At 70.0% G+C, this 22,341-nt stretch carries 18 protein-coding genes; 15 read left to right on the plus strand and 3 right to left on the minus strand.

The genetic code is table 11. The features are described from left to right. The first annotated feature begins 10 nt into the window (after positions 1-10). From ACYVO6_RS44840 to ACYVO6_RS44900, 13 genes are all read left to right on the plus strand, one after another. Positions 11-1,501: an anthranilate synthase component I gene (locus tag ACYVO6_RS44840; protein WP_461071985.1), complete on the plus strand. Its 1,491-nt coding sequence runs from the start codon at positions 11-13 to the stop codon at positions 1,499-1,501. 52 nt (positions 1,502-1,553) lie between these two features. Beyond that, positions 1,554-2,195 carry a TIGR02234 family membrane protein gene (locus ACYVO6_RS44845; RefSeq protein WP_461071987.1) on the plus strand — a complete coding sequence of 214 codons (642 nt, stop codon included), beginning with the start codon at positions 1,554-1,556 and terminating at the stop codon, positions 2,193-2,195. Between the two features lie 310 nt (positions 2,196-2,505). Then, the gene (locus ACYVO6_RS44850; protein WP_461071989.1) at positions 2,506-2,736 is read left to right on the plus strand and encodes an HGxxPAAW family protein; all 231 of its coding nucleotides are present in this window, start codon (positions 2,506-2,508) and stop codon (positions 2,734-2,736) included. Between the two features lie 88 nt (positions 2,737-2,824). Next, positions 2,825-3,268 carry a DUF2752 domain-containing protein gene (locus ACYVO6_RS44855; RefSeq protein ID WP_461071991.1) on the plus strand — a complete coding sequence of 148 codons (444 nt, stop codon included), beginning with the start codon at positions 2,825-2,827 and terminating at the stop codon, positions 3,266-3,268. 175 nt (positions 3,269-3,443) lie between these two features. Beyond that, complete coding sequence (gene trpC / locus ACYVO6_RS44860) at positions 3,444-4,253, plus strand: indole-3-glycerol phosphate synthase TrpC (RefSeq protein ID WP_461071993.1); 810 nt, start codon at positions 3,444-3,446, stop codon at positions 4,251-4,253. A gap of 259 nt (positions 4,254-4,512) precedes the next feature. Beyond that, positions 4,513-4,752, plus strand: a complete 240-nt coding sequence (gene trpM, locus ACYVO6_RS44865; protein ID WP_461072032.1) for a tryptophan biosynthesis modulator TrpM — start codon at positions 4,513-4,515, stop codon at positions 4,750-4,752. A gap of 356 nt (positions 4,753-5,108) precedes the next feature. Then, entirely contained in the window at positions 5,109-6,395 is a 1,287-nt protein-coding gene (trpB, locus tag ACYVO6_RS44870) for a tryptophan synthase subunit beta (protein ID WP_461071995.1), read from the plus strand. After that, entirely contained in the window at positions 6,392-7,207 is an 816-nt protein-coding gene (gene trpA / locus ACYVO6_RS44875) for a tryptophan synthase subunit alpha (protein WP_461071997.1), read from the plus strand. The genes trpB and trpA overlap by 4 nt, the downstream gene beginning before the upstream one ends. 106 nt (positions 7,208-7,313) lie before the next feature. Next, positions 7,314-8,087, plus strand: a complete 774-nt coding sequence (locus tag ACYVO6_RS44880) for a DsbA family protein (RefSeq protein ID WP_461071999.1) — start codon at positions 7,314-7,316, stop codon at positions 8,085-8,087. Positions 8,088-8,198: 111 nt separating this feature from the next. Next, positions 8,199-9,137 (plus strand): prolipoprotein diacylglyceryl transferase, encoded by a 939-nt coding sequence (lgt, locus tag ACYVO6_RS44885; RefSeq protein ID WP_461072001.1) that lies wholly within the window; start codon positions 8,199-8,201, stop codon positions 9,135-9,137. Positions 9,138-9,311: 174 nt separating this feature from the next. Then, positions 9,312-10,040 (plus strand): VIT1/CCC1 transporter family protein, encoded by a 729-nt coding sequence (locus ACYVO6_RS44890; protein WP_461072003.1) that lies wholly within the window; start codon positions 9,312-9,314, stop codon positions 10,038-10,040. A gap of 370 nt (positions 10,041-10,410) precedes the next feature. Next, entirely contained in the window at positions 10,411-15,006 is a 4,596-nt protein-coding gene (gltB, locus tag ACYVO6_RS44895) for a glutamate synthase large subunit (RefSeq protein WP_461072005.1), read from the plus strand. After that, positions 14,999-16,459, plus strand: a complete 1,461-nt coding sequence (locus ACYVO6_RS44900; protein WP_461072007.1) for a glutamate synthase subunit beta — start codon at positions 14,999-15,001, stop codon at positions 16,457-16,459. Before gltB ends, ACYVO6_RS44900 begins: the two co-directional genes overlap by 8 nt. Positions 16,460-16,586: 127 nt before the next feature. On the opposite strand, the gene ACYVO6_RS44905 is transcribed toward ACYVO6_RS44900, so the two are convergent. Further along, on the minus strand, positions 16,587-17,468 hold the full coding sequence (locus ACYVO6_RS44905) for a chitosanase (RefSeq protein ID WP_461072009.1): 882 nt from the start codon (positions 17,466-17,468) through the stop codon (positions 16,587-16,589). A gap of 262 nt (positions 17,469-17,730) precedes the next feature. Between ACYVO6_RS44905 and qcrB the strand changes: the two genes are divergently transcribed. Then, positions 17,731-19,377: a cytochrome bc1 complex cytochrome b subunit gene (qcrB, locus tag ACYVO6_RS44910; RefSeq protein WP_461072011.1), complete on the plus strand. Its 1,647-nt coding sequence runs from the start codon at positions 17,731-17,733 to the stop codon at positions 19,375-19,377. Here the strand turns inward: qcrB and ACYVO6_RS44915 are convergent. Further along, positions 19,352-20,323, minus strand: coding sequence for an acyl-CoA dehydrogenase family protein (locus ACYVO6_RS44915; RefSeq protein ID WP_461072013.1), 972 nt, complete (start codon positions 20,321-20,323; stop codon positions 19,352-19,354). The genes qcrB and ACYVO6_RS44915 overlap by 26 nt on opposite strands. Next, positions 20,323-21,468 (minus strand): acyl-CoA dehydrogenase family protein, encoded by a 1,146-nt coding sequence (locus ACYVO6_RS44920; RefSeq protein ID WP_461072034.1) that lies wholly within the window; start codon positions 21,466-21,468, stop codon positions 20,323-20,325. Before ACYVO6_RS44920 ends, ACYVO6_RS44915 begins: the two co-directional genes overlap by 1 nt. A gap of 83 nt (positions 21,469-21,551) precedes the next feature. Between ACYVO6_RS44920 and ACYVO6_RS44925 the strand changes: the two genes are divergently transcribed. Beyond that, complete coding sequence (locus ACYVO6_RS44925; protein ID WP_461072015.1) at positions 21,552-22,340, plus strand: SDR family oxidoreductase; 789 nt, start codon at positions 21,552-21,554, stop codon at positions 22,338-22,340. The last annotated feature ends 1 nt before the right edge of the window (position 22,341 follow it).

Here is a 22,341-nt window from a genome sequence, read left to right on the forward strand (position 1 = left end):
GTCAGCCGCCATGGACCTCGAGACCTTCCGCAAGCTGGCCACCGACCGGCGTGTCATCCCCGTCAGCCGCAAGCTCCTCGCGGACGGCGACACACCCGTCGCGCTCTACCGCAAGCTCGCCGCCGAGCGCCCCGGCACCTTCCTGCTGGAGTCCGCCGAGAACGGCCTCTCGTGGTCCCGGTACTCCTTCGTAGGTGTCCGCAGCCACGCAACCCTCACCGAGCGCGACGGACAGACGCACTGGATCGGCACCCCGCCCGTCGGCGTCCCCGTCGACGGCGACCCGCTCGCCGCCCTGCGCGCCACCGTCGAGGCGCTGCACACCCCGCACGACCTCGTCCACGACAGCGGACTGCCCCCGTTCACCGGCGGCATGGTCGGCTACCTCGGCTACGACATCGTGCGCCGCCTGGAGAAGATCGGCCCCGGCGAGCGCGACGACCTGAAACTTCCCGAGCTGACCATGCTGCTCACCAGCGACCTCGCGGTCCTGGACCACTGGGACGGCACGGTCCTGCTGATCGCCAACGCGATCAACCACAACGACCTCGACACAGGCGTCGACGAGGCCTACGCGGACGCCGTCGCCCGCCTCGACGCCATGGAGGCCGACCTCTCGCGCGCCGTCTCCCAGCCCCCGGCCGCCCTCCCGCCCTCCGAACTCCCCGAGTACACCGCGCTGTGGGGCGGCCCCGACTACCAGGTCGCCGTCGAGGACATCAAGGAGCGCATCCGGGCAGGGGAGGCCTTCCAGGTCGTACCCTCCCAGCGCTTCGAAACCCCTTGCACGGCAAGCGCGTTGGACGTCTACCGCGTACTGCGGGCGACCAATCCCTCTCCGTACATGTACCTCTTCCGCTTCGACGGCTTCGACGTCGTGGGCTCCTCCCCGGAGGCCCTCGTCAAGGTCGAGGACGGGCACGCGATGGTGCACCCCATCGCCGGTACGCGGCCGCGCGGCGCGACCCCGCAGGAGGACCAGGCCCTCGCCGACGAACTCCTCGCCGACCCCAAGGAGCGCGCCGAGCACCTGATGCTCGTCGACCTGGGCCGCAACGACCTGGGCCGCGTCTGCGAGCCGGGCTCCGTCGAGGTCGTCGACTTCATGTCCATCGAGCGGTACTCGCACGTCATGCACATCGTCTCGACGGTGACCGGCAAGGTCGCACAGGGCCGCACGGCCTTCGACGTCCTGACCGCCTGTTTCCCCGCGGGCACCCTCTCCGGCGCCCCCAAGCCCCGCGCGATGCAGATCATCGACGAGCTGGAGCCGAGCCGTCGCGGCGTGTACGGCGGCTGCGTCGGCTACCTCGACTTCGCGGGCGACTCCGACACCGCCATCGCCATCCGTACGGCCCTGCTGCGGGACGGCACGGCGTACGTGCAGGCCGGCGCCGGAGTCGTCGCCGACTCGAACCCCGTGGCCGAGGACGACGAGTGCCGCAACAAGGCGGCGGCGGTACTCAGGGCGGTGCACACGGCGAACCGGCTCGGACAATAGGGCACTTCTCACGTGGGCCCCGGGTGACCGTTCGCCCGGGGTTCAAGCGATAGTGGGGTACGTGACTGCTGTACCTCACTCCCGATCCGAAGCCGCCGGACCTGCCCGGTCCGGCCGCCGGAGCCTTGCCATCGCCCTGCTGTGCGGCGCGCTCGGCGCGGCCGTGGCGCTGCTCGCCACGCGGCAGGGCTGGTCGGAGGGCACCGCGACGGTGGCCGGTGGCGACTTCCCGCTGAAGGCCACGGGCAGCGACGTCACGGGTGTGCCCGCGTCCCTCGCCATAGTGGGCCTGGCCGCCCTCGTCGCCGTCTTCGCCGTACGCCGTGCCGGGCGCTTCCTGGTCGCCGGGCTCCTCGCGCTCTCCGGCGCGGGCACCGTGGCCGCGGCCCTCCTCGGCACCTCCGACAGCTCCGCACTCGACGACAAGGCCGCGCAGGCCTCCGGCGACACCGCCGCGACCGTCGACTCCATGAGCCATACCGCCTGGCCGTACGTCGCCGCCGTGGGCGGAGTGCTGCTCCTGCTCGCCGGACTGCTCGCGCTGCGCTACGGACGGCTGTGGCCGGCCATGTCGGGCCGGTACGAGCGGGACGGCACCCCCAGGCCCCGTAAGCCCAGGCCTGCCGCGGACCCGGACCGGCCCGAGGAGATGTGGAAGGCGCTGGACCGTGGCGAGGACCCGACAGGAGCGTAAGCGCTCCGCTGGAAGTGCAGTTATGAGGCTGCGGGCCGGTGGGGGCTGGTCGCTCCCCCACTCTCGGCTCCGCTCGAGCGGGGGGACCCCCATCGCGGCGGAGCCGCATAGTGTCACGCCCCGCGCCCCTTACGGGGCGCGGTACCGCACCGGACTTCACCAAGGCCGCTCGGCGCGGGCGCTTGAGGCAGGACCCCCGATCAACGTGCACGCGCGCGTGCGGGACAATGGGCTTCGAGCGTCCGACTCACTCAGGCGACTCACACAGGCACACACAGCCACACACGCAATCAGCAACGAGGAGCAAGTCATGGCGGGCAACCACCACGGTCACACCCCGGCCGCCTGGACCGGTGTCATCATCGCCTTCATCGGTTTCTGCGTCGCGGGTGCCTTCATGGTGCTGGCCAACCCGCTGGGCTTCTGGGCCGGCATGGTGATCGTCGTCCTCGGTGGCGTGGTCGGCATGGCCATGCGCGCGGCGGGCCTCGGCCAGCCGAAGTCCACCCACCCGCCGCACAAGGTGGCCTCCGAGAGCTGATCCGCCACACGGCGACGAGCGAGGCGGCACCGGCGCTGGAAGCCGGGGCCGCCTTTTGCTGTGCGCGGTTTCCTGTGCGCGAGGCAGAATGCGTTGCGTGGACCCCGAAAGCCAGAGGGTGACGTCCCCTCCCGGATCCGTGGCGCGGCGGCTCGCCGTGCCCGGCGGTGTGCTCGCGGCCGTCGCCGGGGCCTTCGCGTACGTCGCCGCCGTGGACCCGAACGAGCCGGGGCACTACCCCGCCTGTCCGCTGCTCCAGTACGCGGGCGTGTACTGCCCCGGCTGCGGTGGACTGCGCAGCGCGCACGCCTTCGTGCACGGGGACTTCGCGGCGGCGCTCCAGGCCAACGCGGTCGCGGTCGTGGCGTACTTCGTGTTCGCGGTGCTGTGGATCGTCTGGGTGGTCCGCTCGGTCCGGGGCCGCCCGCTGAGCCTCGACTTGAGGACCGTCCATCTGTGGGGTCTCGGGGCGCTGCTGCTCGTCTTCACGGTTGTCCGGAACCTGCCGTTCGGTGGCTGGCTTCACCCTTGATCAACTGGCGAATGTCCAGGTAGTGGGACCGCCGTCAACCGGATGCGGGAGCTATGCCCTCCTGCGGATACCATCGCAGTGACCATCGGTTTCGTCTGATGCGGGCGACCTTCGAATCAACCGCTCAGCAGCTCGACAGCTTGAACCGTTCACCGTCAGGAAGGGGGCCGCTCGCGTGAGTGTGCTCGACGAGATCATCGACGGAGTCCGTGCCGACCTCGCGGAGCGGCAGGCACGCGTCAGCCTCGACGAGCTCAAGGAGCGTGCGGCGAAGGCTCCTGCGGCCAAGGACGGCGTGGCCGCCCTGCGCGGCGACGGCGTCAAGGTCATCTGCGAGGTGAAGCGTTCGAGCCCGTCCAAGGGCGCGCTCGCCGCGATCGCCGACCCGGCAGGGCTTGCGGCGGACTACGAGGCGGGCGGCGCGGCGGTGATCTCGGTACTGACCGAGCAGCGGCGCTTCGGAGGTTCGCTGGCCGACCTGGAGGCCGTGCGCGCCCGGGTGGACATCCCGGTCCTGCGCAAGGACTTCATCGTCACGTCGTACCAGCTGTGGGAGGCGCGGGCGTACGGCGCGGATCTGGCCCTGCTGATCGTCGCGGCCCTCGACCAGCCCGCCCTGGAGTCCCTCGTCGAGCGTGCCGAGTCCATCGGGCTCACACCGATCGTCGAGGTGCACGACGAGGACGAGGTCGAGCGCGCGGTGGAGGCCGGCGCGAAGGTCATCGGCGTCAACGCCCGCGACCTGAAGACCCTGAAGGTCGACCGCTCGACCTTCGACCGCATCGCCCCCGAGATCCCCGATACCATCGTCAAGATCGCCGAGTCAGGCGTCCGCGGCCCCCACGACCTCATCGCCTACGCCAACGCCGGTGCCGACGCGGTCCTGGTCGGCGAGTCCCTGGTCACGGGCCGCGACCCGAAGGCAGCGGTCTCCGACCTGGTGGCAGCGGGCGCGCACCCCGCGCTGCGGCACGGACGGGGCTGACGCTCCGGTGCACACCGTTTCCGACGCCGCCACCACCCGTCCGGGCCTGCGCCCCGACGGGGACTCGGCGCGCGTACGGTCGGCTGCACCGCATGATCCGAGTGACGGCGAGGCCCTTCTCGGAGGGCGCCTCGTCGCGGCGGCTCCACGCATGGGCGAGGCCCGCGCCGGGGTGCGTCCCGTCGCGGCAGCGGTCCTGCGCACCGACGAGGCCTGGCACCAGGGTTGCCGCACCGTCGGCCGTGGTGGCCAAGTTCCCATCGCGCCGCAAGCGCTCCCCGCCCGCGTCAGCCGCCCCGAAGCGCACGCCGTAGCAGCGGCGCCCACAGCGGCCCGCGACCCCTACGCCCGCCTTGCCCGAGGCTGCCGCCCGCGCGGCTGCCGGGCGCCCGCCCGTCGGGTGCACGGACGCCGGGTGCGGTACGTGATCGGCGACGAGCCGGGCCAGGTCAACGGGATGCGATGGCGTCGGCGCCTCGTGCGCCTGAGCCGCCGGTAGGCTCCGCCGATTCGTTCCCGGGTGCGTCCCTGTTGGCGCGCATCGGTCCATCACGGACCGGGCGCGCCCCGCGGGGACGCCTCTGTCCCGCCGAGGCGGCGACCAACCCCGCGGTTTCGGACCGTCGGATTCCGGCGGACCGCCGTCCCACGGCGGCAGCCAGAGCCCGCCGGAGGAACAGGCGGCAGCCACTGTCCGCCGAGGCGCAGGACGGCACCGACTCCCGCCGAAGGCGCGGGCCCGTCGCGTGCCGTCCGCCTGAGGCGAGGACGCCCCCGCCGGTGTCCCGCCCGAGGCATACCGTGACCATTGTCAGACTCGAGACCCGGGGCCTCACGCCCCTGCGAGGTAACCGCATGCCCAGCGAGTTCTTCATCCCTGACCCGGAGGGTCAAGTTCCCACTGCCGAGGGCTACTTCGGCGTGTTCGGCGGCAAGTTCATCCCCGAGGCGCTGGTCGCCGCCGTGGACGAGGTCGCCGTGGAGTACGACAAGGCGAAGTCCGATCCGGAGTTCGCGCGCGAGCTGGACGACCTGCTCGTCAACTACACCGGGCGGCCGAGCGCCCTGACCGAGGTGCCCCGGTTCGCCGAACACGCCGGTGGCGCCCGGATCTTCCTCAAGCGGGAAGACCTGAACCACACCGGCTCGCACAAGATCAACAATGTGCTCGGCCAGGCCCTGCTCACCAAGCGCATGGGCAAGACCCGTGTCATCGCCGAGACCGGAGCCGGCCAGCACGGCGTCGCGACCGCCACCGCCTGCGCCCTCTTCGGCCTCGAGTGCACCATCTACATGGGCGAGATCGACACCCAGAGGCAGGCCCTCAACGTCGCCCGTATGCGCATGCTCGGCGCCGAGGTCATCGCCGTGAAGTCCGGCAGCCGCACTCTGAAGGACGCCATCAACGAGGCCTTCCGCGACTGGGTCGCCAACGTCGAGCACACGCACTACCTGTTCGGGACCGTCGCCGGGCCGCACCCGTTCCCGGCCATGGTCCGTGACTTCCACCGCGTCATCGGGATCGAGGCCCGGCGGCAGCTCCTGGAGCGCGCCGGTCGCCTCCCCGACGCCGCCATCGCCTGCGTCGGCGGCGGCTCGAACGCCATCGGCCTCTTCCACGCCTTCATCCCTGACACGGACGTACGCCTCATCGGCTGCGAGCCGGCCGGCCACGGCATCGAGACCGGCGAGCACGCGGCCACCCTCACCGCCGGTGAGCCGGGCATCCTGCACGGTTCGAGGAGTTACGTACTCCAGGACGAGGAAGGCCAGATCACCGAGCCGTACTCGATCTCGGCCGGCCTCGACTACCCGGGCATCGGCCCCGAGCACTCGTACCTCAAGGACAGCGGCCGCGGCGAGTACCGCGCCGTCACCGACGACGCGGCCATGCAGGCCCTGCGTCTGCTGTCGCGGACCGAGGGCATCATCCCGGCCATCGAGAGCGCCCACGCGCTCGCCGGTGCCCTGGAGGTGGGCCAGGAGCTGGGCAAGGACGGGCTGATCATCGTCAACCTGTCCGGGCGCGGCGACAAGGACATGGACACGGCCGCCCGTTACTTCGGCCTCTACGACACGGACGCGGCGGTCGCAGCGGACGCCGACAGCGACACCGCCGAGATCGAGGGAGACGCCAAGTGAGCGGCAACATCCAGCTGTTGAGCGACACCCTCGCGGCAGCGAAGGCGGAGGGCCGGTCCGCCCTCATCGCGTACCTCCCGGCCGGATTCCCGACCGTCGACGGCGGGATCGCCGCTGTCAAGGCCGTCTTCGAGGGCGGCGCCGACGTCGTCGAGGTCGGGCTGCCGCACAGCGACCCGGTCCTCGACGGCCCGGTCATCCAGACCGCCGACGACATCGCCCTGCGCGGCGGAGTCAGGATCGCGGACGTGATGCGCACGGTCCGCGAGGCGTACGAGGCGACCGGGAAGCCGGTACTCATCATGACGTACTGGAACCCCATCGACCGCTACGGCGTCGAGCGCTTCACCGCCGAGCTGGCGGAAGCCGGCGGGGCGGGCTGCATCCTGCCCGACCTCCCGGTGCAGGAGTCCGCGCTGTGGAGGGAGCACGCCGAGAAGCAGGGCCTCGCGACCGTCTTCGTCGTCGCGCCCAGCAGCAAGGACGCCCGGCTCGCCGAGATCAGCGCGGCGGGCTCCGGATTCGTGTACGCGGCCTCCCTGATGGGCGTCACCGGCACCCGTGAGTCGGTGGGCGCGCAGGCGCAGGACCTCGTACGACGTACCAAGGCCACCACCGAACTGCCGGTCTGCGTCGGCCTCGGCGTCTCCAACGCCGAACAGGCCGCCGAGGTCGCCGGCTTCGCCGACGGCGTCATCGTCGGCTCGGCCTTCGTCAAGCGCATGCTGGACGCGCCGGACGAAACGGCGGCCCTGGAGGCCGTACGCACACTCGCCGCGGACCTCGCGAAGGGCGTGCGCGGGACGGTGTGACGGGCGGTCCCTTCAGACGGGGGAGAAACGGATAATCCGCTCACTCGTACGGGTGGACCTGGGACCGGGGAGGCGCTCTGTGCCTCCCCGGTTCGTTCTGCCAAATGTGAGCGAGAAGAACCGTGATGGAAAGCGCACCGCCCGCGAGCGGCTGGCGGTCGAGCGAGAGAAGCAGAAGGCCGGGGAGAGGCGCCGCCGTGCGCTGATCGTGAGCTCCACCGTGGTCTGCGTACTGGCACTGGCGGGCGTGATCGGCGCCCTGGCCGCGAACGCGGGCAACGGCAAGGCGGATCCCGAGGGCCCGGTCAGAGCGCCCTCGGGGGCGACCGGCGGCGACAGTCCCGCCATCCCCGTGGGCAAGGAGAGCGCCAGATCGACGCTCACCGTGTGGGAGGACTTCCGCTGCCCGGCCTGCAAGAGCTTCGAGGACGCGTACCGCTCCACGATCCACGAACTGACGGACTCCGGACAGCTGAAGGTCGAGTACCACCTCGCCACGCTGATCGACGGGAACATGGGCGGCAGCGGCTCCCTGCGCGCCGCCAACGCCTCGGCATGCGCTCAGAACGCCGGGAAGTTTCCCGAGTACCACGACGTGCTGTTCCAGAACCAGCCGCCCGAGACGAGCGACGAGTTCGCCGACAACGGCAAGCTGATCGAGCTGGCGGGCAAGGTCGACGGACTCGACACCCCCACGTATCGGAAGTGCGTCGAGGACGGTACGCACAACAGCTGGGTCGCCAAGTCCAACAAGGCCTTCCAGAGCGGCGGCTTCCAGGGCACGCCGACGGTGCTGCTGAACGGCGAGAACATCTACCAGGACCGGGCGATGACCCCGGCGAAGCTGAAGCGGATGGTCGAGGAGTCGGACAAGTCGTAGCGGCGGTGCGGGTTTCGGGGCCCGAGACCCATGGCCCGTCATCCCGTTATGGAGCCGTAGCCCGGGCGGGTTGCCGCACTTCCCGCCCGGCAGGGTAGCGTCATCCCTGCCATGGAATTTGCCTATATCCCCAGCCCGTCGCGCGGTGTGGTCGAAGTCGGCCCCATTCCGCTGCGCGGCTACGCGTTCTGCATCATCGCCGGCGTCTTTCTGGCCGTCTGGCTCGGAAACAAACGGTGGATCGCCCGCGGGGGCCGGTCCGGCACCGTGGCCGACATCGCCGTGTGGGCGGTGCCGTTCGGTCTCGTCGGCGGTCGGCTGTACCACGTCGTCACGGACTACCAGCTGTACTTCAGCGAGGGCCAGGACTGGGTCGACGCCTTCAAGATCTGGGAGGGCGGCCTCGGTATCTGGGGCGCCATCGCGATGGGCGGCCTGGGAGCGTGGATCGGCTGCCGCCGCCGCGGGATTCCGCTGCCCGCCTGGGCCGACGCCGTCGCCCCGGGCATCGCGCTCGCGCAGGCCGTCGGACGCTGGGGCAACTGGTTCAACCAGGAGCTGTACGGGCGCGCCACCGATCTGCCCTGGGCGGTGGAGATCACGTCCTCGGACGACGGGCGCATCCCTGGCACGTACCACCCGACCTTCCTCTACGAGTCGCTGTGGTGCATCGGCGTCGCGCTGCTCGTCATCTGGGCCGACAGGCGCTTCAAGCTCGGGCACGGGCGGGCGTTCGCGCTGTATGTCGCCGCGTACTGCGCGGGCCGGTTCTGGATCGAGTACATGCGAGTCGACGAGGCCCATGAATTCCTCGGGCTGCGCCTGAACAACTGGACCGCGATCGTGGTCTTCCTCCTCGCCGTCCTCTACATCGTGCTGTCGGCCAAGCGGCGGCCGGGACGGGAAGAGGTCGTCGAGCCGGCTGCCGCGGTCGGCCGGGAGGCCGACGCGGAGGCCTCCGGCAAGGAGTCCGAGAAGGAGTCCAAGGAGCCTGAAGCCTCCGAATCCTCTGACGTGAAGGACGAGGCCGAGTCGGCCAAGAAGACCTGACGTCGGCTTGTACGTCGAAGGGGGCGCCCCAAAGTTCTTGGGACGCCCCCTTCGTGTGTCCGCAAACGCGCAGGTAAGCACGGCCTTCCTTGCTGGCAGAGGTGGAATCCCCAGCGTACTTTTGATGCTGTCAAGGAGTGGAACCAGTCCAATCAAGCTTCCTGGGGGACCGGCGTGGCCATCATCGAGACCGAAGCGAGCCTGCACGAAGCGCACCGCGACAACCACACCCACCGGGACGTCAGCGGTGGCTGGCTGCGCCCCGCGGTCTTCGGTGCGATGGACGGTCTCGTCTCCAACCTGGCGCTGATGACCGGTGTGGCGGGCGGGGCCGTCTCCCCCCAGACGGTCGTTCTCACCGGGCTTGCGGGACTCGCCGCCGGTGCCTTCTCCATGGCAGCCGGCGAGTACACCTCCGTCGCCTCGCAGCGCGAGCTCGTCGAGGCCGAACTCGACGTGGAACGCAGGGAGTTGCGCAAGCATCCCAAGGACGAGGAACACGAGCTCGCCAAGCTGTACGAAGGCCGGGGTGTGACCCCCAAGCTCGCCCGCGAGGTGGCCAGGCAGCTGTCCAAGGACCCCGAGCAGGCCCTTGAGATCCACGCACGCGAGGAACTGGGTATCGACCCCGGCGACCTGCCCTCGCCGACCGTGGCCGCCGCCTCCTCTTTCGGCTCGTTCGCGTTGGGTGCCCTGTTGCCCGTACTCCCGTATCTGCTCGGTGCGACCGCGCTGTGGCCGGCGGTGCTGCTGGCGCTGCTCGGGCTCTTCGCGTGCGGGGCGGTCGTGGCCAGGGTGACCGCGCGTTCCTGGTGGTACAGCGGGCTGCGGCAGCTCGCCCTGGGCGGTGCCGCGGCGGGTGTGACGTACGCCCTGGGCAGTTTGTTCGGTGCGACCGTATGATGGCTCGGCTGAGGGTTCTATGCATGGGGCTGCATAAGTAACTGTTACTCGGCGGTTTCGAATCCTTAACCACTGGGCATGAGCCGTAAGCGCTGCGGGCAATGAAGCCTGCTGTGCACCAGCGTGGTGGGCGACGTTGCCCGCCGTGTACCCGGACCGACGGGCATGGATCTGTCCCCGTAGGCCCCCTTATTCCACCGCCACGAGCGGTACTCCCACCGTGATCCGCGGTGTCCGCATGTTGGAACGCGGTATCCGGTTCCCGAGAACCGCTCCATCATGTAACCTGCACGAAATTTTGAACTCAGCAGAGGGCCAACGTCGTCCCTCGGCAATCTGCATATGCCACAACACGACGACGGGAGAGCCGATGCGTACGCCGCGCCAGCCGTCCCAGCATTCCGAGAATGGCCAGAACTGGTCGTTCATGGATGCTCGCCCTGCTGCGCAGGGTATGTACGACCCCCGCAACGAGCACGACGCCTGTGGCGTCGGCTTTGTGGCGACCCTCACCGGCGAGGCGAGCCATACGCTGGTCGAGCAGGCGCTCACGGTTCTGCGCAACCTGGAGCACCGCGGTGCCACCGGCGCCGAGCCCGACTCGGGCGACGGTGCCGGCATCCTGTCCCAGGTCCCCGACGCCTTCTTCCGTGAGGTGACCGGATTCGAGCTGCCCGAGGCCGGAGCGTACGCGGTCGGTACCGCCTTCCTGCCAGAGCACAACGCGGCCGACGCCGTCGCGCGGATCGACGAGATCGCTGCCGACGAGGGCCTGACCGTCCTCGGCTGGCGCGAGGTCCCGGTCGCCCCCGAACTCCTCGGCGCCACCGCCCGTTCCACGATGCCCGCCTTCCGGCAGATCTTCGTCAGCGACGGGGTCAGTAAGGGCATCGACCTCGACCGCAAGGCGTTCGTGCTGCGCAAGCGCGCCGAGCGTGAGGCCGACGTGTACTTCCCGTCGCTCTCCGCGCGGACCATCGTCTACAAGGGCATGCTGACCACCGGTCAGCTGGAGCCCTTCTTCCCGGACCTGTCCGACCGCCGCTTCGCCTCCGCGATCGCGCTCGTGCACTCCCGGTTCTCCACGAACACCTTCCCGAGCTGGCCGCTCGCCCACCCGTACCGCTTCGTCGCGCACAACGGCGAGATCAACACGGTGATGGGCAACCGCAACTGGATGCGCGCCCGCGAGTCCCAGTTGGTGTCCGACCTGTTCGGCCCGCAGGAGAAGCTGGACCGGGTCTTCCCGATCTGTACGCCGGAGGCCTCTGACTCGGCGTCCTTCGACGAGGTCCTGGAGCTGCTCCACCTCGGCGGCCGTTCGCTGCCGCACTCCGTGCTGATGATGATCCCGGAGGCGTGGGAGAACCACGACTCCATGGACCCGGCCCGGCGCGCCTTCTACCAGTTCCACTCCACGATGATGGAGCCCTGGGACGGCCCGGCCTGTGTCACTTTCACCGACGGCGTCCAGGTCGGCGCGGTCCTCGACCGCAACGGACTGCGTCCCGGCCGCTACTGGGTCACCGACGAGGGCCTCGTCGTCCTCGGCTCCGAGGTCGGCGTCCTCGACATCGACCCGGCGAAGGTCGTCCGCAAGGGCCGGCTGCAGCCCGGTCGGATGTTCCTCGTGGACACCGCCGAGCACCGCATCATCGAGGATGACGAGATCAAGGCCGAGCTCGCCGTCGAGAAGCCGTACGCGGACTGGCTGGAAGCCGGCGAGATCGAGCTCTCCGACCTGCCCGAGCGCGAGCACATCGTGCACACCCACGCCTCGGTCACCCGCCGCCAGCAGACCTTCGGCTACACCGAGGAGGAGCTGCGCGTCATCCTCGCGCCGATGGCCAAGACCGGTGGCGAGCCGCTGGGTTCCATGGGCACGGACTCGCCGATCGCGGCCCTGTCCGAGCGCCCGCGGCTGCTCTTCGACTACTTCACCCAGCTGTTCGCGCAGGTCACCAACCCGCCGCTGGACGCGATCCGCGAGGAGCTCGTCACCTCCCTGCGTTCGTCCCTCGGCCCTGCGGGCAACCTCCTGGAGCCGACCGCCGCGTCGTGCCGGAGCGTCACCCTGCCCTTCCCGGTGATCGACAACGACGAGCTGGCCAAGCTCATACACATCAACGCCGACGGCGACATGCCGGGCATGAAGGCCGCGACGCTGTCGGGTCTCTACCGGGTCGGCGGAGGCGGCGACGCCCTCGCGGCCCGTATCGAGGAGATCTGCACCGAGGCCGACGCCGCCATAGAGAACGGCGCCCGCCTGATCGTCCTCTCGGACCGGCACTCCGACGCCGAGCACGCGCCGATCCCGTCGCTGCTGCTCACCGCGGCCGTCCACCACCACCTCATCCGTACGAAGCAGCGCACCCAGGTGGGTCTGCTCGTCGAGGCGGGCGATGTCCGCGAGGTCCACCACGTGGCCCTGCTCATCGGCTACGGTGCCGCGGCCGTGAACCCGTACCTGGCGATGGAGTCCGTCGAGGACCTCGTCCGCGCAGGGACGTTCCTGCCCGGCATCGAGCCCGAGAAGGCCATCCGCAACCTGATATACGCCCTCGGCAAGGGCGTCCTGAAGGTCATGTCCAAGATGGGCATCTCGACCGTCGCGTCCTACCGCGGCGCCCAGGTCTTCGAGGCCGTCGGCCTCGACCAGGCCTTCGTCGAGAAGTACTTCAACGGCACTGCCACCAAGATCGGCGGTGTCGGTATCGACGTCATCGCCAAGGAGGTCGCCGCCCGCCACGCGAAGGCGTACCCGGCGAGCGGCATCGCGCCCGCGCACCGCGCCCTCGACATAGGCGGCGAGTACCAGTGGCGCCGCGAGGGCGAGCCGCACCTGTTCGACCCGGAGACGGTGTTCCGCCTCCAGCACTCGACGCGTACGCGCCGCTACGACATCTTCAAGAAGTACACGGACCGCGTGAACGAGCAGTCCGAGCGGCTGATGACCCTGCGCGGCCTGTTCGGCTTCAAGTCGGGCCGCGAGCCGATCTCCATCGACGAGGTCGAGCCGGCGAGCGAGATCGTCAAGCGCTTCTCCACCGGCGCCATGTCGTACGGCTCCATCTCGAAGGAAGCGCACGAGACGCTCGCCATCGCGATGAACCAGCTGGGCGGCAAGTCCAACACCGGTGAGGGCGGCGAGGACGCGGACCGTCTGTACGACCCGGCGCGCCGGTCGAGCATCAAGCAGGTCGCCTCCGGCCGCTTCGGCGTCACGTCCGAGTACCTGGTCAACGCGGACGACATCCAGATCAAGATGGCCCAGGGCGCCAAGCCCGGCGAGGGCGGCCAGCTGCCTGGCCACAAGGTCTACCCGTGGGTGGCCAAGACCCGGCACAGCACCCCCGGTGTCGGCCTGATCTCCCCGCCGCCGCACCACGACATCTACTCCATCGAGGACCTGGCCCAGCTGATCCACGACCTGAAGAACGCGAACCCGCAGGCGCGGATTCACGTGAAGCTGGTATCCGAGGTCGGTGTCGGCACGGTCGCCGCGGGTGTCTCCAAGGCGCACGCGGATGTCGTACTGATCTCGGGTCACGACGGCGGTACGGGCGCGTCCCCGCTGACGTCGCTCAAGCACGCTGGTGGTCCTTGGGAGTTGGGCCTCGCCGAGACCCAGCAGACGCTGCTGCTCAACGGCCTGCGCGACCGCATCGTCGTGCAGACCGACGGCCAGCTGAAGACCGGCCGTGACGTCGTCATCGCCGCGCTGCTCGGCGCCGAGGAGTTCGGTTTCGCGACCGCGCCGCTCGTCGTCTCCGGCTGCGTCATGATGCGCGTCTGCCACCTCGACACCTGCCCGGTCGGCATCGCCACGCAGAACCCGACGCTCCGCGACCGGTTCACGGGCAAGGCCGAGTACGTCGTGAACTTCTTCCAGTTCATCGCCGAGGAGGTCCGCGAGATCCTCGCCGAGCTGGGCTTCCGCTCCATCGAGGAGGCCGTCGGCCACGCCGAGACGCTCGACGTCACGCGTGCCATCGACCACTGGAAGGCGCAGGGCTTGAACCTGGAGCCGCTGTTCCACGTGCCCGAGCTGCCCGAGGGCGCGGTGCGCCACCAGGTCATCGCGCAGGACCACGGCCTGGAGAAGGCGCTCGACAACGAGCTGATCAAGCTCTCCGCCGACGCCCTGGCCGCGGCCGGCGCGACCGACGCCCAGCCGGTCCGCGCCCAGGTCGCGATCCGCAACATCAACCGCACGGTCGGCACCATGCTCGGCCACGAGGTGACGAAGAAGTTCGGTGGCGCGGGCCTGCCCGACGACACCATCGACATCACCTTCACGGGTTCGGCGGGCCAGTCCTTCGGTGCCTTCCTCCCGCGCGGCGTGACGCTGCGCCTGGAGGGCGACGCCAACGACTACGTGGGCAAGGGTCTGTCCGGCGGCCGCGTGATCGTCCGCCCGGACCGGGGCGCCGACCACCTCGCCGAGTTCTCGACGATCGCGGGCAACACGATCGCGTACGGCGCGACCGGCGGCGAGTTGCTCCTCCGGGGCCGTACGGGTGAGCGTTTCTGCGTCCGCAACTCCGGCGCGACGGTGGTGTCGGAGGGCGTGGGCGACCACGGCTGCGAGTACATGACCGGTGGTCACGCGGTGGTCCTCGGCGAGACGGGCCGTAACTTCGCGGCCGGTATGTCGGGTGGTATCGCGTACGTGATCGACCTGAACCGCGACAACGTGAACGTCGGCAACGTCGGCGCCATCGAGAAGCTGGACGACACCGACAAGCAGTGGCTGCACGATGTGGTGCGCCGGCACGCGGAGGAGACCGGCTCCACGGTCGCCGGGAAGCTCCTCGCCGAGTGGTCCGAGTCGGTGGACCGCTTCAGCAAGATCATCCCCAGTACGTACAAGGCAGTGCTCGCCGCCAAGGACGCCGCCGAGCGAGCCGGGCTCTCCGAGTCCGAGATCACCGAGAAGATGATGGAGGCGGCGATCAATGGCTGACCCGAAGGGCTTTCTGAACCACGGCCGCGAGGTCGCCAGGACCCGTCCCGTCCAGGAGCGCGTCAAGGACTGGAACGAGGTCTACGTCCCCGGCTCGCTGCTGCCGATCATCTCCAAGCAGGCCTCGCGCTGCATGGACTGCGGTATCCCGTTCTGCCACAACGGCTGTCCGCTGGGGAACCTCATCCCCGAGTGGAACGACTACGCGTACCGCGAGGACTGGTCGGCGGCGTCGGAGCGGCTGCACGCCACGAACAACTTCCCGGAGTTCACCGGGCGTCTGTGCCCCGCCCCGTGCGAGTCGGCGTGCGTGCTCGGCATCAACCAGCCCGCCGTGACCATCAAGAACGTCGAGGTCTCGATCATCGACAAGGCGTGGGACAGCGGCGATGTCGCGCCCCAGGCGCCGGAGCGGCTGTCCGGCAAGACGGTCGCGGTCATCGGCTCGGGCCCGGCCGGCCTGGCCGCCGCCCAGCAGCTGACGCGGGCCGGTCACACCGTCGCCGTCTACGAGCGGGCGGACCGCATCGGAGGCCTCCTCCGCTACGGCATACCCGAGTTCAAGATGGAGAAGCGGCACATCAACCGCCGTATCGAGCAGATGCGCGCGGAGGGCACCCGCTTCCGTACGGGCATCGAGATCGGCCGCGACATGAAGGCGACGGATCTGCGCAAGCGGTACGACGCCGTGGTCATCGCGGCCGGTTCGACCGTCTCGCGTGACCTTCCCGTCCCCGGGCGTGAGCTGAACGGCATCCACTTCGCGATGGAGTACCTGCCGCTGGCCAACAAGGTGCAGGAGGGCGACTATGTGACGCCTCCGATCACCGCCGAGGGCAAGCACGTCGTGGTCATCGGCGGCGGCGACACGGGCGCGGACTGCGTGGGCACGGCCCACCGTCAGGGCGCGGCCTCCGTCACGCAGCTGGAGATCATGCCGCAGCCGGGCGAGGAGCGGAACCCCGGCCAGCCCTGGCCGACCTTCCCCATGCTCTACAAGGTCACCTCCGCGCACGAGGAGGGCGGCGAGCGGATGTACTCCGTCTCCACCACCCACTTCGAGGGCGACGAGGACGGCAACGTGCAGTGGCTGCACCTGGTCGAGGTCGAGTTCGTGGACGGCAAGCTGAACCAGAAGCCGGGTACGGAGCGCAAGATCCCGGCCCAGCTGGTCACGCTCGCGATGGGCTTCACCGGCATCGACCAGGAGAACGGGCTGGTCTCGCAGTTCGGCCTGGACCTCGACGAGCGCGGCAATGTCGCCCGCGACGGCGACTTCCAGACGAACGTTCCGGGTGTCTTCGTGGCGGGTGACGCCGGCCGCGGCCAGTCGCTGATCGTGTGGGCCATCGCGGAGGGCCGCTCGGCCGCCCGCGGCGTCGACCGCTTCCTGACGGGAGCGAGCGACCTCCCGGCTCCCATCCGCCCGACGGACCGCGCGCTGGCGGTCTGACGGCCCCTCCCAGAACGTCCCGTACAAAGGCGTACGGAACACACAACGCCCGCCCCTTGTCCCCGACCGGACGCAGGGCGGGCGTCGTGGTTGCCGGGGGCGAGAACCCCCGCGCACGCCGGGACGGCTACGGTACCCGGAACGTTTCTCCATACACCGCCCACTCCAGCGGCGTCTTGAGGTCAAGATTCCCGTTGTACAGGAATCGCCGCTGAGCCGTGTCGATGCGCGTCGTGTCGCGGTGGGAGGACTTGGACTTCATGGCCTTGCGGCGGATGTCCAGGAAGATGTCGAGGTACGCCTTCTCCTTGCCACCCTGCGGGGGCGTGTCCGCCTCGGAGACGGCGCGCTCACGCAGACCGTAGAAGCCGGTCGGACCGGTGCCGGGACCGTGCATGACCATGGCGTCGTAGTAGATGAACTGACCGAGCGTGCCGAGACCGTCGAGCTTGGCGAGCCGCACCGCCGGCTCGAAGTAGACGCGGTCGCGCTCCGCGTTCTGGGCCTCACGAAAGGCCGCGACTTTCGCCTCCTGCTTCCAGGCGGCCGTGAACCCGGGGTCCAGGCCCTCGTGGGAGTCCGTGCCGTCCACCTTGCGCAGAGCGGGCAGATAGCGTGCGAGCCCGTTGTCCGGGTGGTCCTTCGTATAGCGCTCGACGAGGACGAGGAGATCGTGCGTACCGGTGCAGAAGCCGATGATGCCCGCGGTGTAGCCCTGGCCGTCGCCGATGTCCTCGATGTAGCCGTACTGGTCACGCCAGTTCAGCGTCGAGTTCTCCGCGCTCGTCACGATCTTCTGGGCCAGCTCCCTCTTCTCCGGCGCCGCGAGCCCGGGCGGCAGATCCGCGATCAGCGCATCCTCGGCCGCCCGCCCGGTCGGCTGCGAAGCCGACGGCTTTCCCCCGGAGCCGGAGCCCTCCGACCTCGTCTCCCCGGGCGTGAAGAAGTAGACCGTCGCCGTCACAACGACGGGTATGGCAGCGAACAACAGGCAACCGGCACGCTTCATGGGGCTCAGGGTACGTTCCGCCGCGCGCCGGCTTGGTGGGTGGTTCCGCGCGCTACGCGGACCGCGCCCCGTTAGGGGCGCGGGGCTGTATCGATGTGCGGCTCCGCCGCGATGGGGGTCCCCCCGCTCGAGCGAAGCTGAGAGTGGGGGAGAAGCCGAGAGTGGGGGAGCGACCAGCCACGACGCACCCGCAGTATCGAACCGCCTTTCCAGCGGAGCGCCCTCGTGTCACTCTGGGAGGATCTGCGGCGAGAGGCGGCTTATGGGCGCGCGATCGGCGGACCGGCACGGCAGGGGCGGGCGGCCGGTGCAGACGGGCAAGGGCGAGCGGCTGGCGGACTGGGCCGACGGACGGCTCGGGATCTATGGCCTTGCCAAGTCCCAGATGCGCAAGGTGTTCCCGGACCACCCGTCCTTCATGCTGGGCGAGATCTGCCTCTACACCTTCCTCATCCTGATCCTCACGGGCGTCTACCTCACCCTGTTCTTCGAGCCGAGCAGCGTCGAGACCGTCTACCACGGTTCGTACGAGCCCCTGAACGGCATCATCATGACCAGGGCGTACGAGTCCACGCTCGACATCAGCTTCGACGTACGCGGCGGACTCCTCATCCGGCAGATCCACCACTGGGCGGCGGTCGTGTTCGTCGCCGGGATGCTCATCCACATGATGCGGGTGTTCTTCACCGGCGCGTTCCGCAAACCGCGCGAGCTGAACTGGCTGTTCGGCTGGACGCTGCTGTTCCTCGGCATCATCACCGGGCTGACCGGCTACTCGCTCCCCGACGACCTGCTCTCCGGCACGGGCCTGCGCTTCGCCCAGGGCGCGATCCTGTCGGTGCCGGTCGTGGGGACGTATCTCTCCTTCTTCCTCTTCGGCGGAGAGTTCCCGGGGGACGACATCATCTCCCGGCTGTACCCGATCCACATCCTGCTGCTGCCCGGGATCATGCTAGGCCTGGTGGTCGCCCATCTGATCCTGGTCTTCTACCACAAGCACACACAGTTCCCCGGGCCCGGCCGCGACCAGAAGACTGTGGTCGGCATGCCGTTCCTGCCGGTCTACATGGCCAAGGCGGGCGGCTTCTTCTTCCTGGTCTTCGGTGTGCTGTCGGTGATGGGCGCGATCGCAACCATCAACCCCGTGTGGGCCTTCGGCCCCTACCGGGCCGACCTGGTCACCACCGGCGCCCAGCCCGACTGGTACCTCGGCTTCTCCGAGGGGCTGATCCGGGTGATGCCGGGATGGGAGATCAACGCCTTCGGTCACACCCTGGCACTCGGCGTCTTCATCCCCTTCTCCCTGTTCCCGCTGATCATGCTGGCGATCGGCGTGTACCCGTTCATCGAGGCCTGGATCACCGGCGACAAACGCGAGCACCACATCCTGGACCGGCCGCGCAACGTCCCCACGCGCACCGGCCTCGGCGTGGCCTGGCTGAGTCTGTACGGGGTGCTGCTGATCGGCGGCGGCAACGACATCGTGGCCACGCGCTTCCATCTGTCGATCAACGTGATCACGTGGGCCGTACGGATCGGCTTCTTCGTGGTGCCCGTCCTCGCCTTCATCATCACCAGACGGATCTGCCTGGGGCTGCAGCGCCGCGACCGGGACAAGGTGCTGCACGGCAGGGAGTCCGGCACCATCAAGCGGCTGCCGCACGGCGAGTTCATCGAGGTGCACGAACCGCTCTCGCAGGCCCAGCGGTTCACCCTCACCCAGCATGAGCAGGCCCCGCCGTACGAGGTCGGCCCGCTCGTCGACGCGAACGGCGTCGTCCGGAAGGTCGGGCCCACGACGCGGCTGCGCGCCCGGCTGGCCCGCGCCATGTACGGGCCGCAGACGCACGTCCCCAAACCGACCCCCGAGGAGTACCAGGAACTCACGAGCGGCGACCACCACCACTGAACCCGCTGTCGAGCACCACGGCTCGGCACTCGCCCGGGCTGCCCCAGGCGGTCCGCAGGGCGCGGGCCTTGGTCAGCCACAGGGACAGGTCGTACTCCGCGGTGTAGCCGATCGCGCCGTGCAGTTGCAGCGCCGTGCGCGCCGTGGCGTACGCTGCCTCGCACGCCGTGACCTTGGCCGCGGCGACGTCGGCCGGGTCCATGGACAGCGCGGCACCGAAGACGAGCGGGCGCGCGAACTCCAACGCGAGCTTCGCGTCGGCCAGTTGATGCTTGACCGCCTGGAACGAGCCTATGGGCACGCCGAACTGGTGGCGCTGCTTGACGTACGCGACCGTCCTGTCGAGGAGGGCGAGTCCCACACCGAGGGCTTGGGCGGCGGTGGCGAGCCGGGCCCAGGTGAGGGCCCGGGGGAGGGGCGGGTTCCCGGCGAGGAGTTCACCGCCGGGGTCGAGGCGGGTGAGGCGGCGGGTCGGGTCCAGGGACGTACGCACCGGGCCGTGCCCGGGGGCCAGTCGCAGTTCGTCGCCGTCGACCGCGAGGAGGACCGTGGCCACGTCCCCGTCCAGGGCGTACGAGCCCTCCGCCGCCACCGTCGCGATCGCTGCTCCCGATGCCAACGCCGGGAGCAGCCGCTTGGCGGCCTCCGGCTCGGTCAGCAGCACGGCCGCCGCCACCGTCTCCACCAGCGGCCCCGGCACCGCATGCCGCCCCAACTCCACGAAGGCCACGGCCAGTTCGACGGGCAGCGGTCCGACTCCCTCGTACGCTTCGGGAACCGCCAGCGCGAACACTCCCGCCTCCGCGATACGGGTCCACAGCGCGCGCCCTGCCGTGGAGTCCCCGGCGCTCCAGGACCGTATGACCGACGGGGTGTCCGCGGCCGTCAGCATCGCATCCAGCGAGCGGGCGAAGGCCTGCTGCTCGTCGTCGAGGAGGAAGCGCATCAGCGGCGTCCCTTCGGCAGGCCGAGGAGGCGCTCGGCGATGATGTCGCGCTGGATCTCGTTGGTGCCGGCGTAGATGGGGCCGGCGAGCGAGAAGACGTAGCCCTCGCACCAGTCGGTGTCCGCCAACTCGCCCTCCGCGCCCAGCAGATCGAGCGCCGTCTCGTGCAGGGCGATGTCGTACTCGGACCAGAAGACCTTGTTCAGGCTGGACTCAGGACCGAGGGGCTCGCCCTGGAGGAAGCGGGAGGCATGGGCGTAGGTGAAGAGCTGGTACGCGCGGGCGCCGATCACCGCGTCGGCCACGCGGTCGCGCAGTGCCGTGTCCGCCGGGTCGCCGTGCGCCCGCCACAGGTCGACGAGCCGGTCGGCGGCGGCCAGGAAACGGCCGGGGGAGCGGAGGGTCAGACCGCGTTCGTTGCCCGCTGTCGACATGGCGACCCGCCAGCCCTGGCCTGGCTCGCCGATCACGTCCTCGTCCGGTACGAAGACCTCGTCCAGGAAGAGCTCCGCGAAGGCCGGCTTTCCGTCGAGGCGGCCGATGGGGCGGACGGTGACGCCTGGCGCGCGCAGGTCGAACATCACGTACGTGAGCCCTTGGTGGGGCTTCGGGGTGTGGGGCTCGCTGCGAAACAGGCCGAACGCGCGGTCCGCGAACGCGGCCCGCGACGACCACGTCTTCTGCCCACTCAGCAGCCAGCCCCCGTCCGTGCGCACAGCCCTGGACCTGAGCGAGGCCAGGTCCGAACCGGCCTCGGGCTCGGACCACGCCTGCGCCCAGATCACCTCGCCGGACGCCATGGGCGGCAGGATCCGGGCGCGCTGCTCCTCGGTGCCGTGGTCGAAGAGGGTGGGGGCGAGGAGGCTGATGCCGTTCTGGCTGACGCGGCCGGGGGCGCCCGCCGCGTAGTACTCCTCCTCGAAGATCAGCCACTTGAGGATGCCGACGCCCCGCCCGCCGTACGAGCCCGGCCAGGACACCACCGACCAGCGGTCCGCGGCCAGTTCGGCCTCCCACGCGCGGTGCGCCGTGAAGCCCTCCTCGGTCTCCAGGGAGGGGAGGGGAGCGGGCGGCACATGCGCGGCCAGCCAGGCCCTGGCCTCGGCGCGGAACGCCTCGTCGGCGGGGGAGTGGTTCAGGTCCACGGTCACCTTCCTCGGAGTTCCTCGAGGCTTCTAGAAGCGAAACGGCCTTCCCTAACAAGTGTTTGGTAGGTTAGCGTGGCTCCATGACAGACGTCGAGGGTCCGGCGTACGTGCCCGGGCACGGGCTGCTGAAGGGGCGTACGGCCGTCATCACGGCTGCCGCGGGCGCGGGGATAGGCGGGGCCACGGCGCGCCGCTTCCTGGAGGAGGGTGCGCGCGTACTGATCAGCGACGCGCACGCGCGGCGGCTGAAGGAGTACGAGGGGGAGCTGGCGGCCGAGTACGAGGGGGTCGCGGCGCTCGCCTGTGACGTCACCGACGAGGCTCAGGTGCGGGCGCTCTTCGACACCGCCCTGCGGCTGCACGGACGGCTCGACATCGTGGTCAACAACGCCGGTCTCGGTGGGACTTCGAACCTCGTCGACATGACGGACGAGCAGTGGTCAAGGGTGCTCGACGTGACGCTGAACGGGACCTTCCGGTGCATACGCGCCGCCCTGCGGGCCTTCCGCGAGGGCGGACACGGCGGCGGCGTGATCGTCAACAACGCCTCCGTCGTCGGCTGGCGCGCCCAGGCCGGACAGGCGCACTACGCCGCCGCGAAGGCGGGCGTGATGGCGCTGACCAGGTGCGCGGCCATGGAGGCGGCCGAGTACGGGGTCCGGGTGAACGCCGTGTCGCCGAGCCTCGCCATGCACCCGCACCTCGTGAAGGTCACCAGCCCCGAACTGCTGGAGGAACTCACCGAGCGCGAGGCCTTCGGGCGGTACGCCGAGCCCTGGGAGGTGGCCAACGTGATCGTGTTCCTCGCGTCCGGCTACTCCTCGTACATGACCGGCGAGGTCGTGTCGGTGAGCAGCCAGCATGCCTAGG

Source organism: Streptomyces pseudoechinosporeus (genome assembly GCF_054783935.1).